Origin of the sequence: Populibacterium corticicola, from assembly GCF_042683685.1 — a bacterium.
GTDB lineage: Bacteria > Actinomycetota > Actinomycetes > Actinomycetales > Cellulomonadaceae > Timonella > Timonella corticicola.
In genome coordinates, this window is the sequence record NZ_JBHUOP010000001.1 from 342,455 (window position 1) to 357,585 (window position 15,131).

Here is a 15,131-nt window from a genome sequence, read left to right on the forward strand (position 1 = left end):
AACAGGCAAGTACTGTGTATTAGCCCTAGGATCGAACCAGCGGTATCTGGTGCGCATATGGGAGGTTTTGAGGTGGCTAAGTACTATTTCAACACCAAGACCGGGCAGGTTGTGAAGGGTGGCTTGTTCAGTTGGTGGAACAAAATGGGTCCATACGACACGCCACAGGAGGCGGCGCGTGCGCTCGATATCGCGCGTCAGCGCACGCAGGCATGGGATGAGCAGACCGAAGAGTTCGAGGACAACGACGACTGATCCCGAGCACCTCATCCCGGTGTGTGGGTTTGTTCGTCGTTGCGTGGCGAAGTCGTTGCGTGGTGAACTTAGGCACACAGCAGCGAGGAAACCCACAGATCGGTATGGAAACGCTGATTGGCGACGAGTCGGTCAGTCGCAACAAAGGCTCATCTCCCAGCGGATGACGCTGGGAGATGAGCCTTGAACGTGAACAGTTATATCGTCGTCAAGTATCCGCCCACCGCGAGTGGGAAAGAGTCCAATCGCGGCGAAGGAATAAGCAGGACTACCGGGCGAAGGAATGATCCTCGTCAGGGAACGACACGTCGCGGACCGCGGCGATATAGGCGCGGGTCGCGTCCTCAAGTGCCTTACCCACCTCGCCGAACGTCCGCACGAAGGACGGCGACCAGTCATTCATTCCGGCCATATCGGTCCACACGAGCACCTGTCCGTCGCACTGCGAACCTGCCCCGATGCCGATCGTCGGAATCGCAAGAATCTCCGTGACCCGGGCTGCGACCGGGGTGGGAACCGCCTCGAGCACGATTGCGCTTGCACCGGCGTCCTGGAGTGAGAGTGCATCCTGACACAGCCTCTCAGCCGCAGCATCGCCACGGCCCTGCACGCGCATGCCACCAAGCATGTTCTCGGACTGCGGAGTGAGCCCGAGGTGTCCGACCACAGGGATACCCGACTCGGTCAACAGACGTACATGATCGTGAATGCGTGCCCCGCCCTCGAGTTTGACCGCATGTGCGCCGCCCTCCTTCAGGAGGCGTGCCGCGGAAACGAACGCATCGCGTGGGGAGGCCTCATAAGAGCCGAACGGGAGATCGGCAACCACCATTGCGTAGGTCGTCGCACGGCTGACGGAACGGGTGGCGACAACCATCTCATCGAGCGTCACGGGGATCGTGTTCTCGTGACCGAGCATGTTGTTGCCAATTGAATCACCGACAAGCAACACATCCATCCCTGCGTGGTCGAAGATGCGCGCAGTCACCCCGTCATATGCGGTGAGCATCGTGAGTTTGCGTCCCTCCTCCTTTGCACGAGCAAAGTCCTGAACCCTGAAACGCTTGCGGTTCGACTGCGGGGAGTTGGCTGGCTGAGTCATCTATTCGCCTCTTTGATGTTGAATTGGCTGGGGTATGGGGCGTTCGCCGGTGTGTTGCGACGCCCCTTGTGTGGGGCGTTACCCCTGCTGTTCACGCCACTTCGACGTGATGGGAACGCGACGGTCACGTCCGAATGCGAGAGCGGTGATCTTCGGTCCAAGCGGATACTGCCGACGCTTCCATTCCGCCCGGTCGACGAGGGACAACGCACGGTCAACGACTGCCGCGTCGAAGCCGCGGTCCAGTAGTTCCTCACGGCCTTCGGCGTGTTCGATGTGCGCGTCGAGCACGGCATCCAGCACGTCGTAGGGTGGCAGGGAGTCCTGGTCAACCTGACCGGGGCGGAGTTCTGCTGACGGCGGCTTGGTGATCGAGGACTCTGGGATCGGTGGGATATCGCCGTTGTCGATCGCGTAGTTGTTGCGCCAGCGAGACAACTCCCACACGCGGGACTTGTCCAGGTCCTTGATCGGAGCGTACCCACCCACAGCATCGCCGTAGATGGTGGAGTAGCCGACTGCGATCTCGGTCTTGTTCCCGGTTGCCAGGACGAGATGACCCTCGGAGTTCGACAGCGCCATAAGGGTGACACCGCGCATGCGCGCCTGAAGGTTCTCCTCAGCGACTCCGGTCAGGTCCAACTCGTTCTGGAAGGCATCGACCATGGGGGCGATGGACTGCACGCGGTAGTGTGCGCCGATGCGCGCAGCCAAATCAGCGGCATCGTCCTTCGAGTGCTCTGAAGAGTACACAGAGGGCATGGATACGCCATACACGTTCTCTCCGCCAATTGCGTCTGCCGCCACGACTGCAACGAGGGCCGAGTCGATTCCGCCCGAGAGTCCCAGGGTGACGGACTTGAAGCCGTTCTTGGTGAAGTAGCCACGCAGGCCGGTCACGATTGCCTGGTACACCTCGTGGTCGTTTTCGAGCGGTGGCGCAATGGGCCCGCGGTGAGGTTCGGAGTCGTCCTCCGCGAGGGTCCACAGCAGGAGGTGCTCTTCGAACTTCGGTGCGGTAGCGAGCACGTCTCCGTGTGGGGACACCACGAACGACCCGCCGTCGAACACCAGGTCATCCTGTCCACCCACCATGTTCGCGTACACGAGGGGAGCACCCACCGCCTTCGCACGGCGCTGAGCAAGATCGAGCCGGGTGGCCCACTTGCCCTCCTCAAACGGAGAACCATTGAGCACCAACAGCGCGGAGATGTCCTCAGCCGCGTACGTCGCCACCGGTCCGCCGTCCTGCCAGATGTCCTCGCACACGGCCAGCGCCAGACGACGGCCCTTGACCTCAAGGATCGCTGGCCTATCGCCCGAGGAGAAGATGCGGAACTCGTCAAAAACGCCGTAGTTGGGCAGGTGATGCTTGTCGTAGGCGACGTCAATCGAGCCGTGACGCAACACGACGGCACGGTTAGTGGGCCGCGCAAGAGGCTCGCGATCCGTAAGACCCAACGCCCCCAGCGATCCAACGATGACGGACAGCGAACCCAGGGACTCGTCGGCAAGCTGCCTCGCAACAGTGCTCAGTGCGCGCTCCGCTGCGCGCTGGAACGACGCACGCAACGCCAGGTCTTCAATGGGGTAACCGGTCACGGTCATCTCGGGGAACAGGACCACGTCGGCGCCCTCACGCGCGGCCTTGCGGGACCAGTCAAGGATCTTTGCCGTGTTCCCGTCAATGTCACCAACGCACGTGTCAATCTGCGCAATCGCGATACATAGCTCAGCCATAGAGATAACCATATGCTTTTTGGTTACGAACTTACATTCGTTCCGCTCCGGTAGGGGTTTGCTTCGCGACACCCCTACACTGCGCTGCACTACTTTGCCCGGAACAGTGCTCTTTTTTGAGACATTTAGCGCGCCCACTCGTGACACAGGCCAAGTATCAGGCAAGATTAACCATATGGATAGGCAACAGGAATTCGTGCTACGCACGGTAGAAGAGCGAGACGTCCGATTTGTTCGCCTGTGGTTTGCCGACGTCTTGGGCATGCTCAAGTCCGTTGCAATCGCGCCGGCCGAACTCGAATCGGCGTTTGATGAAGGCATCGGCTTCGACGGAAGCGCCATCGAGGGACTCACCCGAGTCTACGAGGCCGACATGGTCGCGCGCCCCGACCCCACCACTTTCTCCCTGTTGCCGTGGCGCGGCGACACCCAGGGGACCGCTCGCATGTTCTGCGACATCCTCAACCCTGACGGTACCCCCTCGCTCGCAGACTCCCGTAACGTGCTCAAGCGTGCGATGGCGAAGGCCAGCGACAAGGGGTTCACGTTCTACACGCACCCTGAGGTCGAGTTCTACCTGTTCGAGCAGCCGATTGACACCAACAAGCTCGTGCCCATCGACCACGGCGGATACTTCGACCACGTTGCCCGACCAGCCGGACACGACTTCCGCCGCCAGGTCATCACGATGCTTGAATCGATGGGTATCTCCGTGGAGTTCTCACACCACGAGGCCGGACCAGGGCAGAACGAGATCGACCTACGCTACGCGGACGCGCTCAACACCGCAGACAACCTCATGACCTTCCGCACAGTGGTCAAGGAAGTCGCACTGGAACAGGGCGTATTCGCCTCCTTCATGCCAAAGCCGATGACTGAGCACCCAGGCTCCGGCATGCACACCCACTTCTCCCTCTTCGAGGGTGACCGCAACGCCTTCCACGAGCCGGGCGCGCAGTATGAACTGTCCAAGATCGGGCGTCAGTTCATTGCAGGCCTGCTGCACCATGCCGCCGAGATCACCGCGGTGACCAACCAGTACGTCAACTCGTACAAGCGTCTGTGGGGCGGAGCCGAAGCACCAAGCTACGTGTGCTGGGGCCACAACAACCGCTCCGCGCTTGTACGTGTCCCGATGTACAAGCCGGGCAAGTCCAACTCCTCGCGCATCGAATACCGTGCGATCGACACCGCGGCCAACCCGTATCTCGCCTACGCGCTTACCCTCGCGGCGGGGCTCAAGGGTATCGAAGAGGGCTACGAGCTACCCGACGCAACCGAGGACGACGTCTGGAACCTCACCGACGCCGAACGCCGCGCACTGGGCATCCGCCCGCTCCCACAGGATCTTGATGCCGCGCTTCAGATCATGGAGGGCTCCGAACTCGTTGCGGAAACACTCGGAGAGCACGTGTTCGACTACTTCCTGAAGAACAAGTGGCAGGAATGGAGGGAGTACCAAAACCAGGTCACTCCATATGAACTCAAGCGCCTCCTACAGGTGCTGTAGCTGTTCCCTCACGTAAGGCGCCGGACAACCGGCGCCTTACGTGTTCTCCGCCCCTGTGGTGGCGGGTGACTCCAAGTCCACCCGAATCGACCAAGCAGGCGACAGATTCTTCCCACCGATGTAAGGCACACATGACCGACCCATCACGCCAAGCGAGAAGCCAATCCCTTTCAGGCCGACTCATCCGCGCCGGGATCAAGGACGTCACTCGCGCCAGACGCCTGTGCGAAGACAAGGCACTCGTGGCGGAACTGGGCGAGATCTCAGCGGATCATGCACTGCTCGACGCCTTGGCCTTCTGCTCCGACCCGGATCAAGGACTCCTGGGCGTAATCCGAGTGCTTGAATCCCTCTCATCGGGAGGCACCTCGACCGGGGCAGTGCTTGGGCAGTTGCGTTCGCTGCTCGAAGGACCACTGGCATCCCAGCCCGTTCTTGGAGCCTCCGCCCGCGTGCCCGTCGTCTCGCAGGCCAGCGACGGACGAGTTCTCGCTCTGCGCCGGTTCTTCTCAGTGATCGGTCATTCGACCGCGCTTCTCGACGAGGTGGTGCGGCGTCCGGAACTCGTTGCGGATTTGGTGGATATCAGTTCAGCGAACGACCTCCCAGACGCGGAGAGTCTGCGGTCGAGTCTGCTGGAAGCCGTGGGTGCTGCGTCGTCCACGGCAGGTACGAGTTCAGATACCGAGGCGTCAGACGGACACACGGAAGGGACACCAGTCGCAGGCACCTATCTCGCCCCCGTCGCGGGACCCGACCAAGAACGCAGCGAACAGGACATCACCGAGTACGTGTGCGCCATGCGCCGCGAATACCGCACCCAACTGCTACGCATCGCCGCGTTCGACCTCAGCCAGGACGACCCACTGGAGGTGATGCCACGCGTGGCACAGGCATTGGCAGATCTTGCTGCCGCTGCGCTTGAGGCAGCTCTGGCCATCGCTCGTGCAAAGCACCCAACACAGGGCCGCGAGGTACGGGTGTCTGTGCTGGGCATGGGCAAGACCGGCGGCTGCGAACTGAACTACATCTCCGATGTGGATGTCATCTACGTTGCCGAACCTGTCGGTGACACAGATGAATCCGAGGCGCTCGCGGTTGGTGCCCAACTCGCGATGGATCTCCAGGCTATCTGCGCTGGACCCGCCAATGAGCCTGCCCTGTGGCAGGTCGACCCGGCACTGCGTCCAGAGGGCAAGCAGGGGCCACTGGTTCGCACTCTCGCGTCGCATGTGCAGTACTACGAGCGGTGGGCCAAGACCTGGGAGTTCCAGGCTTTGTTGAAAGCACGCCACGTCGCGGGCGATGCGGCACTGAGCGCGGCCTATCTTGAACGCATCAGTCCGATGGTGTGGCAGGCCGTGACCCGCGAGAACTTCGTTGAGGATGCTCAGGCCATGCGCCGCCGTGTGGAGAACCATGTCAAGCCCGCGGAGGCCGAACGCCAGATCAAACTTGGCAAGGGTGGACTGCGTGACGTCGAGTTCACCGTTCAGTTGCTGCAACTGGTCCACGGGCGCATGGACGACACGATCCGCTCCGCAAACACGCTTACCGCACTGTCGAGCCTTGCCGCCGCCGGGTATGTGGGCCGCGAACATGCTGCCCACCTGGCGACCTGCTACCGTTTCCTGCGCTCCCTGGAACACCGCATTCAGTTGCGAAAACTGCATCGGACGCACTTGATGCCTACTTCCGAGAGCGAACTGGAGGTCATGGCGCGTGCGCTCGGGATTCGCCGAGCTGGCAGCGAAGAGTTGGTGACCCGCTGGAAGGCAACGAAACGTGAGGTTCGTTCCCTACACGAGGCGCTGTACTACCGTCCCCTGCTCCCCGCGACAGCGCAGTTGTCTGCCGAGGAGGCTGCCTTGGCCCCGGAGGCAGCGGCCGAACGTCTGGCTGCGGTTGGCTATCGTGATCCGAACGGCGCTCTGCGCCACATCACGGCATTGACCGAGGGAGTCTCTCGCCGAGCCGCGATTCAACGACAACTGCTGCCCGTCATGATCGGCTGGTTCGCTGAGGGGGCGAACCCTGACGCCGGGTTGCTTGCATTCCGTAAACTGTCCGACGAGTTGGGCAGTACGCACTGGTATCTCAAATTACTGCGTGACTCTGGCTCTGCTGCGCAGCGCCTCGCCTTCGTGCTGTCGACCTCGGCGTACGTCGCCGAGGCGATCAGTGCGTCACCACAGGCAATCACGTGGTTTGATGACGACGCAGACCTCGCAATCCGCTCGAAGGAACGGCTTGAAATTGAGATGGACGCGATTCTCACGCGTTCGGATGAGCCACAGCAGGCAATCACCGCGATCAGGGGAGTGCGCCGTCGTGAGCTTGCACGCATTGCCTGCGCCTCGCTGCTCATGGATATTGCGCCACGCGATGCCGCACACGGCATCACTGACGCCGCGGATCTGCTTCTCGTCGGCGCGCTGCGGATCGCACGCTTTCAGGTGCTCGGCCAATTGGGCCGTGTCATTGACGACGAACCTGCCGCCTTCGCGATCATCGCGATGGGTCGCATGGGTGGTCGCGAAATGGGATACGGGTCCGATGCTGACGTCATGTTCGTCTACGAGACCCGTCCGGGCTATACAGAGGCAGAGGCTGGATCGTACGTCCAGGAACTCGCTGTCATGGTTCGTAAACTACTGACGGAGACGAACCCCGAACCTCCGCTCGAGGTGGATGCTGACCTTCGTCCAGAAGGGCGAAACGGCCCCCTCGTTCGGTCATTTGACTCCTATGCGGAGTACTACGGCAGATGGTCTGTGGCCTGGGAGAGCCAGGCACTCCTGCGGGCGCGCCCTGTGGCAGGCGATACCGAACTGGGTGCGAAGTTCGTGTCGTTGATCGATCCGCTGCGATACCCCGCGGGTGGGGTGGAGCAATCCGATGTGCGTGAGATCCGACGAATCAAAGCGCGAGTCGAGTCGGAACGCCTGCCGCGCGGCGTACACCCGAGCCGCCACCTGAAACTCGGACGAGGCGCGATCTCCGACGTGGAATGGCTGGTCCAACTACTGCAACTCCAATACGGTGCCGTGTTCCCCGAACTGCGTACCACGGAGACGATCGCCGGACTCGAGGCGGCTGAGGCTGCGGCTGTCATCGACTCGGAAGACACCTACATCCTCAAGTGCGCCTGGCAGTTTGCCTCAAACCTGCGCGATGCCCTTGTCCTCTTTACAGGGCGTACCAAGGGAGCCCACACCGATGTCTTGCCGGCGGATCGCGCAACGCTCTCTGGTGTTGGCCGCGTGCTCAAATATCCGGTGGGCGAGGCGTCAACGGTTGAAGAAGAATACCTGCGCGCCGCTCGCAGAGCACGGAAAGTCATGGAGCGTTTGTTCTATGGCGAGGAAAACTAGTCCCCAGCCAACGTATTGCCAGCAGAGGTCCGCCTTGGGTCACGGAGCAATTCGGAGTCGATGAGTTCGTGGCGCTGCATGTAGGTGGAGGCGATTGCCTGAACCGTCGCCGCAACAGGTAGCGCCAAGAATGCTCCGAGCGCACCGAACACGGCTCCAAAACTCAACACCACTATGAACGCAACCGCCGGGTTGAGCGAGAGTGCCATCGAGGAGATCTTCGGCGACAGCCACAGGTTCTCAACCTGCTGGTAGAGGATGATGAACACCAGGATCAAGATCGCGCCGGTGATGTTTCCACTGGTCAACGCGAAGACGATCGGCAATGCGCCACCGATGTAGGTACCGATTGTGGGTACGAACTGAGAGACCACACCGGTGAAGATCGCGAGCGGCAGGGCATACGGGATGTTGATGATCTCCAAGAAGATGTACGTGAAGACCGATGACACCGCTGCCAGAATCAAACGTGAGTTGATGTAGTCCGACACCTTACGTTGCGTGATCTCCCACAGGCGCAGGAACTCCTCCTGGCGGTTGGGGGTTACCCACGCGCAGATCGAGGCCCGGAAACGAGGACCTGCCGCCGCCAGATAGTATGCCACGAGTAACACGACCGAGGTGTTGAACAGGAACGAGACAAGTCCAGCACCGATGGCGAGAACCTGACCGGCTGCGTTCTGACCGTACTCGTTGATCAGTTGCTTTTGCAGGTCGTTCATCGCTGGGATCTCGACATCAATCCTGCCCTCGATCCACTTCGCTGAGGTCTCGTACAGGTCTGGCAGCGAACCGATGAGTTGCGCAGTCTGTTCAACGAACATCTGACCAAACACCGCCATGAGCACAATGGAGCCAATGAGCATGCTCAGGAGCACCGTCATTGTTGCCAACCCACGTTTCCAACCGCGTTTTACCAGCCACAGGACCATTGGTTCCATGACGAGTGCCAGGAAGAACGCGATCACAAGGTTCACGAACACTCCGGTGACAGAACCCATTGCGCGCCACAGGAAGATCGCGACGAACACGGTCAACACTGTGAGCATCAGGGCGCGGCCAAACCATCGTGGTGGACGTGGTGAGGTGAACCATGCGGGTAGATCGGATGGATCATGCTGTGCGTAGGCGCGCTTGGTGCGAACCTCAATGTGCTCGTCTGCCTCCGCGAGGTCTTGATTCGCCTCTGTGTGACGCTGTGTGCTCTCCGCGGCGGAAGACTTACGACCCGCAGCCTCAGCCCTTCCCGAACCCTTTTTCGGATCGGGGGAAGGTGTGGACTGGAACAACTTAGGAAAACGCACGATGACTCCCTGAACCGTGACATAGGTGAACGTAAAAAGCTCACATAGCAAGGCTAATCCAATAATGGGGCCTTGGCCTGCCACCACTCACTACATCGAAGGGCCAAAAAAGGTCCGGGTGCACATACAAAGTATGTGCACCCGGACCAAAAACAGTCCTCCGGCTTTCTGCCCAAGGCGAGGTTGACCAACCTACAGGCCAACTCGTCGCCAATCAGCACTAGCGATTGGGCACTTCAACCGATACAGACAGGCCCGATCACACGTCGTAGTAGAGCTCGAACTCATAAGGGTGCGGACGTAGACGCAGGGCATCAACCTCGTTGGCACGCTTGTACGAGATCCACGTCTCGATGAGGTCCTCGGGGAACACATCGCCAACGGTCAGGAAGTCGTGGTCAGCCTCAAGAGCGTCGAGAGCAGCATCGAGCGATGCGGGAACCTGCTCGATGAGAGCGTGCTCCTCCGGCGGCAGCTCGTAGAGGTCCTTGTCCACTGGCTCTGGTGGCTCGATGCGGTTCTTGATACCGTCGAGACCCGCCATGAGCTGAGCCGCGAACGCAAGGTAAGGGTTGGCCGTTGGGTCTGGCACGCGGAACTCGATGCGCTTTGCCTTGGCGTTGGAACCCGTGATTGGGATACGGATGCAGGCAGAACGGTTACGAGCCGAGTACACGAGGTTCACTGGAGCCTCGTAGCCAGGGACGAGACGGCGGTAGGAGTTCACGGACGGGTTGGTGAACGCGAGTACGGCTGGAGCGTGCTTCAGCAGACCACCGATGTACCAGCGAGCGATGTCGGACAGTCCGCCATAGCCCTTCTCGTCGAAGAACAGTGGCTTGCCGTCCTTCCACAGCGACTGGTGGCAGTGCATACCGGAACCGTTGTCACCGAAGATTGGCTTTGGCATGAAGGTGACGGTCTTGCCCTGCTCCCACGCCGAGTTCTTGACCGTGTACTTGAACTTCATCAGGTCATCACCAGCGGAGGTGAGGGTGGAGAAGCGGTAGTTGATCTCCTGCTGTCCAGCGGTGCCCACCTCGTGGTGAGCGCGCTCGACCTCGAGGCCAACCTCAGCGAGACGTGCGCAGATCTCGTCACGGAAGTCTGCGAACTGGTCGTTTGGTGAGACTGGGAAGTATCCACCCTTGATGCGGGTCTTGTAGCCGCGGTTACCGCCCTCTTCCTCGGCGCCCATGTTCCATGCTGCGGTGCTGGCATCGATGTTGTAGAAGGTTGAGCCTGGAGTGGTCTGGTAGCGGATGCCGTCGAACGCGTAGAACTCAGCCTCAGGCGCGAAGAACGCGGTGTCGGCGATACCGGTCGACTTCAGGTATGCCTCAGCCTTTGCGGCAACAGTGCGTGGGTCGCGTGAGTAGGGCTCAGAGGTGAACGGGTCGACGATGGAGAAGTTCACCACGAGCGTCTTGCGCTTGCGGAACGGGTCAATGAAGGCGCTGGTAACGTCTGGGACGAGCTTCATGTCCGACTCGTGGATTGCCTGGAATCCACGAATCGACGAGCCATCAAACATCATGCCATCGGTGAATGCTGCTTCGTCGAACTGAGCAATGGGCACATTGAAGTGCTGCATCTGACCTGGCAAGTCGCAGAAGCGGACGTCAACGAATTCGACGCCTTCTTCGTTGACGTAGGCGATTGCCTCTTCGGCGGTCTTAAACATCCGAGTCTCCTTGATCGGGGGAGCCAAATTTTTAGGCTGATTAAAACAATAAGAGGTTGTAGTTTCCTTGGGGTGTACCGATTGTTTCGCCTGTGTTACATAGTGAGACTCATGAGACCAGTAAGTAAATTGGCAGCGATTACAGGCGCATTCCAACACTATGTGAGTTGCGTTACTACCCGGTAATATCTCGCAGACTGAGCGGACCCTTTCCCGGTTTCTTGGATGTAAATCTCGTAATATCGAGGAGTGACGAGGCGTAAAGACTTTGGTTCCTGGCTTGAGGGAACCCCGCAGGGCAACTCACCTACATCTGACGAGCGCGCACGTGCCCTCGAAATTCCGGTTTCCGGTTCGGGGTCGCTGGCTCCGCTGTCGCGACGTATCGGTGCGCTTATCGTGGACTGGGGTGCTGCCTCGGCCATTTCCTGGCTTTTCTTCGATTACGCTCCTATGGCGACGCTCGCTGTGTTTGCTGGTGCGCACTTCCTGTTTGTCTCGACTCTTGGTTTCACCATCGGACATAGGCTGTTCGGGTTACGGGTCAAACCGGAGGGGACTGATATGGCGTTTGTCGGTTTCGTTTCCGGATTCCTACGCACGCTCCTCCTGTGTCTGGTCATTCCCGCGGCGGTATGGGATGCACAGGGGAGAGGCCTGCACGACAAGGCAGCGCGGACGATCATCGTGCGTCGCTGACCCGAACGTTCGGTCGCCTCCCGTAACAGGGCGGTTCGATGTTTCGGTTCTGTTGGCGGTGTTGCTATAAATCTCGGTAACGGTGCCGACACAACCGCAACATCGGTTTCCACCAGAAGAGCGGGTGCGGCGGCCTCTCTAGCCGCCCGCCAGACTACTGACCAAGGAACATACGCGTGTGGCCCGCTCCCACAAGGGAACGGGCCACACGTATAAGAAAACCTAGTGGATCAACGCATGCCACGACGGTCTGGGCGGGCACGCATCGGATCGATTCCCTTTGGAATCGGGAGTTTCACCTGGCCGAGAGCATTGAGACGCTTGTTGACCTCAGCGAGTTCGCCACGGTTGAGTTTCTTGCCCTTGAGGCGGTTGATCTCACGTGTGAGCTTTGGCAGACGAACCTGGTCCTCGTTGTGACCGACGTGCAGGGTGTGCACTGGAACGCCTGGCAGGATGCGGTTGAGTTTCCGCTCTTCACCGGCGGCGAGTTTGGCGGTGGCCTTTGGCTGGCCCTCAGTCACGAGCACAACACCAACTCGACCGACTGCCCGGAAGACGTAACTCTGAGTCTTCGCATCGATCGCGATCGGCTCTTCTGGAATGGTCCAGCCGCGGCGGAGTGTTCCAAGTGCGGCTCGCGAGGCACCCGGTTCACCCTCGATGAGCCCGTACTGGATGCGCTCAGCCTTGCGCGCGAGTACGAACATGGCGGCAAGCAGACCGAACATCAGACCGATGATTCCGAGGTAGATGGTCATGCCCACGGACTGGAATGCAAGCCCGATAGCGATGAACAGCACAAAGACACCGAGAGCGGCACCCCAGATTGCCCAGCGAGCGTTTGGCTCGTTCTGGACGGTCATCTTGTAGACCTGGAGGACCTGGTGGTACCAGCGTTGCTTCTTCGGCTTCTTTTGCTTGGCAGCAGGTGCGACGTTCTCGTCGCCTGGAGTGTTCTTTCGGGCCATAGTCACATTCTAAACGGTTTGCGGCAGGGCTTTGGCCATGTTCCCCGTGGGCTTAGAGACCGACGGGTGTTATTGCGCACGTCCTGCCAGAAGGGCCGATGCTTCCTGCCGGGCTGAGCCCTCTTTTGCGAGGTGCTCCAGTGTCTCAGGGATGACTCGTCCATGTTTGGTCATTGCCTGAGCCCACAACCGTCCGGCACGATACGAGGATCGCACGAGTGGCCCGGACATGACACCGAGGAAACCGATCTCCTCGGCGGCCTCAGCCAGATCCATGAACTCTTCGGGCTTGACCCAGCGTTCCACAGGCAGGTGGCGTGGCGTTGGACGGAGGTACTGGGTGATGGTGATGATGTCGCAGCGGGCATCGTGGAGTGCCTCGAGCGCCTCAAGGATCTCCTCGTGCGTTTCGCCCATACCAAGGATCAGGTTTGACTTGGTCACCAGCCCCGCTTCGCTTGCGCGCGTGAGTACCGACAGGGAACGCTCGAAGCGGAAGGCTGGCCTGATGCGTTTGAAGATACGTGGCACTGTTTCGACGTTGTGGGCCAGCACTTCGGGTCGTGACTCGTTTACCTGATCGAGTAGTTCTGGGATGGCGTTGAAGTCAGGGATGAGTAGTTCTACGCCGGTGGTTGGGTTGAGCCTATGGATCTCGCGCACGGTTTCGGCATAGAGCCAGGCGCCGCCGTCGACTAGGTCATCACGCGCAACCCCGGTGATGGTCGAGTATTTAAGGCCCATCTGCTGCACGGATTCGGCGACGCGCAGCGGCTCGCCACGGTCGAACTCGGCAGGTTTACCGGTGTCTATCTGGCAGAAGTCGCAGCGCCGCGTGCACTGGGAACCGCCAATGAGGAAGGTGGCCTCGCGGTCTTCCCAGCACTCGTAGATGTTGGGGCAGCCCGCTTCTTCGCAGACGGTGTGGAGATTCCCACCACGCACAAGCCCCTTGAGCTCTGAGTATTCTGGTCCCACGACTGCGCGGGTCTTAATCCAGTCAGGCTTTTTCTCTATTGGTACGGCCGAGTTGCGCGCTTCAATTCGCAGTAACCTTCGTCCGTCGGGGTTGGCTACCATGGTGCTCTCCTTCAGTGGATTCCAAGTTCTTTGAAATTGACGACGAGTCGGTCCGTCAGTGGTTCACTCACCATCGTGGGTGTGATGGTTGTGCCCGCTGCGTGGCTGAGCGTGGTGACGCCAGCATCGCTGATACCACACGGGGTGATATGGGTAAACGGCGTGAGGTCATTGTTGCAGTTGAGCGCGAGCCCATGGAGCGTGGTGTCCTGAGCGACGCGCACTCCGATTGCGCAGAGTTTGTTGGGCGAGGATATCTGAGGGTTTGGCTGATGCCAGACGCCGGATCGTCCTGCCACCTGCTGTGCTGTCACACCAAAGTTAGCGCACGTTTCGATGACGGACTGTTCGAGCGCTCTAACGTAGGCGATGACATCGAGTGGTTGCGGGAGTGGAACGATGGGATAGATCACGAGTTGTCCGGGGCCGTGCCAGGTGATCTTTCCACCGCGATCCACGTCGACGGCGGTCAGAGGTGGCTGCGGGTATTCGATAGCGCGCGTTCTGCGGCCAGCCGTATAGACCGGTTCGTGTTCCACGAGGATGAGCGTTGGCGGTCGACTTCCGTGTGCGACCTCGCTGTGAACGCGCCGTTGGAGGTCCAGCGCATCGCCGAAGGCGGTCAGCGTTGTGCCTAGTCCGAGCGAGATCATCTCCACCATTCGACCGTACTGTGCCCGATTAATGCCGATCAAGGAGTATCACGATGTGGATCACCGTATCCCTGCGTTAAGGAGGGATTGAAGTCATGAGTGAACGAGTGCATTCGCGAACACGGTGGCCTCCGGTCAAGGATGCTGCAGTAGCAAGACCCCTGGCTTCCTACTGAGTCTGTTGTTTGTCGCTCGCAACTAGACGTCCGTCTGTATCTGTTGTGATCTCCCATTGATGTCCGGGACCGAAGTCCATCGCATTGTCGAACCAGCAAAAGTCGAGCTCTGACCTTGAGAGCGTGACAACTTCGATGCCCTGCGTGGTGGTGAACCCGAGCCACTGCGAACCTTCGGAAAGGAGAGGTTCATCTGAGAACCGTGTTCTGTAGGCTTCGGGGATCTGGTTCAGCGGGGTATACGGACAGACGATGATTCCACTGCTCCAATCGGCGCCGTTGGGTGCTGCTAAGGAAATCTCTGAATTGGATTTGGCCTCCGCTATAAGGCCGTCGGCGTAGGAGTCACTGCAACCAGACAGGATGAGCGCAACGGTTATCCCTGAGAGGGTCGCTGCCGTGTTCATGGTCTTCACTGTCCCAGCGTAACCATTTCTCCTTTTCAGTCTTGGATTCGTGCCGTGTCTAGAGCTGAAGGTTTAGCGTGACTATTGCGGAGATTGAGTGCCGCTCCGGTTCGTTGTCTGACACCTAGGCATGGGTAGAGCGCCCCTGTGGACAACGGTCAACATGAGCGAGATTT

Annotated in this window: 12 protein-coding genes; 4 read left to right on the top strand and 8 right to left on the bottom strand. The window is 59.9% G+C overall.

Translation table 11 applies throughout. The features are described 5' to 3' along the window. Window positions 1-72: 72 nt before the first annotated feature. On the top strand, window positions 73-255 hold the full coding sequence (locus ACFSYH_RS01525) for a hypothetical protein (protein WP_377464686.1): 183 nt from the start codon (window positions 73-75) through the stop codon (window positions 253-255). Between the two features lie 268 nt (window positions 256-523). On the opposite strand, the gene panB is transcribed toward ACFSYH_RS01525, so the two are convergent. Then, a complete protein-coding gene (gene panB, locus ACFSYH_RS01530; RefSeq protein ID WP_377464687.1) occupies window positions 524-1,357 on the bottom strand; it encodes a 3-methyl-2-oxobutanoate hydroxymethyltransferase in 834 nt (277 codons plus the stop codon). Window positions 1,358-1,435: 78 nt separating this feature from the next. Then, window positions 1,436-3,097 carry an NAD+ synthase gene (locus tag ACFSYH_RS01535; protein WP_377464689.1) on the bottom strand — a complete coding sequence of 554 codons (1,662 nt, stop codon included), beginning with the start codon at window positions 3,095-3,097 and terminating at the stop codon, window positions 1,436-1,438. 175 nt (window positions 3,098-3,272) lie between these two features. Between ACFSYH_RS01535 and glnA (ACFSYH_RS01540) the strand changes: the two genes are divergently transcribed. Further along, window positions 3,273-4,607 (top strand): type I glutamate--ammonia ligase, encoded by a 1,335-nt coding sequence (gene glnA / locus ACFSYH_RS01540; RefSeq protein WP_377464690.1) that lies wholly within the window; start codon window positions 3,273-3,275, stop codon window positions 4,605-4,607. 131 nt (window positions 4,608-4,738) lie between these two features. Then, window positions 4,739-7,981: a bifunctional [glutamine synthetase] adenylyltransferase/[glutamine synthetase]-adenylyl-L-tyrosine phosphorylase gene (locus ACFSYH_RS01545; protein ID WP_377464691.1), complete on the top strand. Its 3,243-nt coding sequence runs from the start codon at window positions 4,739-4,741 to the stop codon at window positions 7,979-7,981. Here the strand turns inward: ACFSYH_RS01545 and ACFSYH_RS01550 are convergent. Both ACFSYH_RS01550 and glnA (ACFSYH_RS01555) read right to left on the bottom strand, forming a co-directional pair. Further along, window positions 7,978-9,285 carry an AI-2E family transporter gene (locus ACFSYH_RS01550; protein ID WP_377464692.1) on the bottom strand — a complete coding sequence of 436 codons (1,308 nt, stop codon included), beginning with the start codon at window positions 9,283-9,285 and terminating at the stop codon, window positions 7,978-7,980. The two genes, ACFSYH_RS01545 and ACFSYH_RS01550, sit on opposite strands and share 4 nt — an antisense overlap. A 259-nt stretch (window positions 9,286-9,544) precedes the next feature. Next, window positions 9,545-10,969 (bottom strand): type I glutamate--ammonia ligase, encoded by a 1,425-nt coding sequence (gene glnA, locus ACFSYH_RS01555; protein WP_377464693.1) that lies wholly within the window; start codon window positions 10,967-10,969, stop codon window positions 9,545-9,547. Window positions 10,970-11,218: 249 nt separating this feature from the next. On the opposite strand from glnA (ACFSYH_RS01555), the gene ACFSYH_RS01560 reads away from it, so the two are divergent. Further along, the gene (locus ACFSYH_RS01560) at window positions 11,219-11,668 is read left to right on the top strand and encodes an RDD family protein (RefSeq protein ID WP_377464695.1); all 450 of its coding nucleotides are present in this window, start codon (window positions 11,219-11,221) and stop codon (window positions 11,666-11,668) included. 230 nt (window positions 11,669-11,898) lie between these two features. Here ACFSYH_RS01560 and ACFSYH_RS01565 read toward each other — a convergent pair whose 3' ends face one another. The 4 genes from ACFSYH_RS01565 to ACFSYH_RS01580 all read right to left on the bottom strand — a co-directional run bounded on the left by ACFSYH_RS01565 (window position 11,899) and on the right by ACFSYH_RS01580 (window position 14,955). Beyond that, window positions 11,899-12,639, bottom strand: a complete 741-nt coding sequence (locus ACFSYH_RS01565) for a DUF4191 domain-containing protein (protein WP_377464696.1) — start codon at window positions 12,637-12,639, stop codon at window positions 11,899-11,901. Between the two features lie 69 nt (window positions 12,640-12,708). Further along, window positions 12,709-13,719 (bottom strand): lipoyl synthase, encoded by a 1,011-nt coding sequence (gene lipA / locus ACFSYH_RS01570; RefSeq protein ID WP_377464697.1) that lies wholly within the window; start codon window positions 13,717-13,719, stop codon window positions 12,709-12,711. An 11-nt stretch (window positions 13,720-13,730) separates the two neighbouring features. After that, on the bottom strand, window positions 13,731-14,414 hold the full coding sequence (gene lipB, locus ACFSYH_RS01575) for a lipoyl(octanoyl) transferase LipB (RefSeq protein ID WP_377464698.1): 684 nt from the start codon (window positions 14,412-14,414) through the stop codon (window positions 13,731-13,733). A 127-nt stretch (window positions 14,415-14,541) separates the two neighbouring features. Continuing rightward, window positions 14,542-14,955, bottom strand: coding sequence for a hypothetical protein (locus ACFSYH_RS01580; RefSeq protein ID WP_377464700.1), 414 nt, complete (start codon window positions 14,953-14,955; stop codon window positions 14,542-14,544). Window positions 14,956-15,131 lie beyond the last annotated feature (176 nt).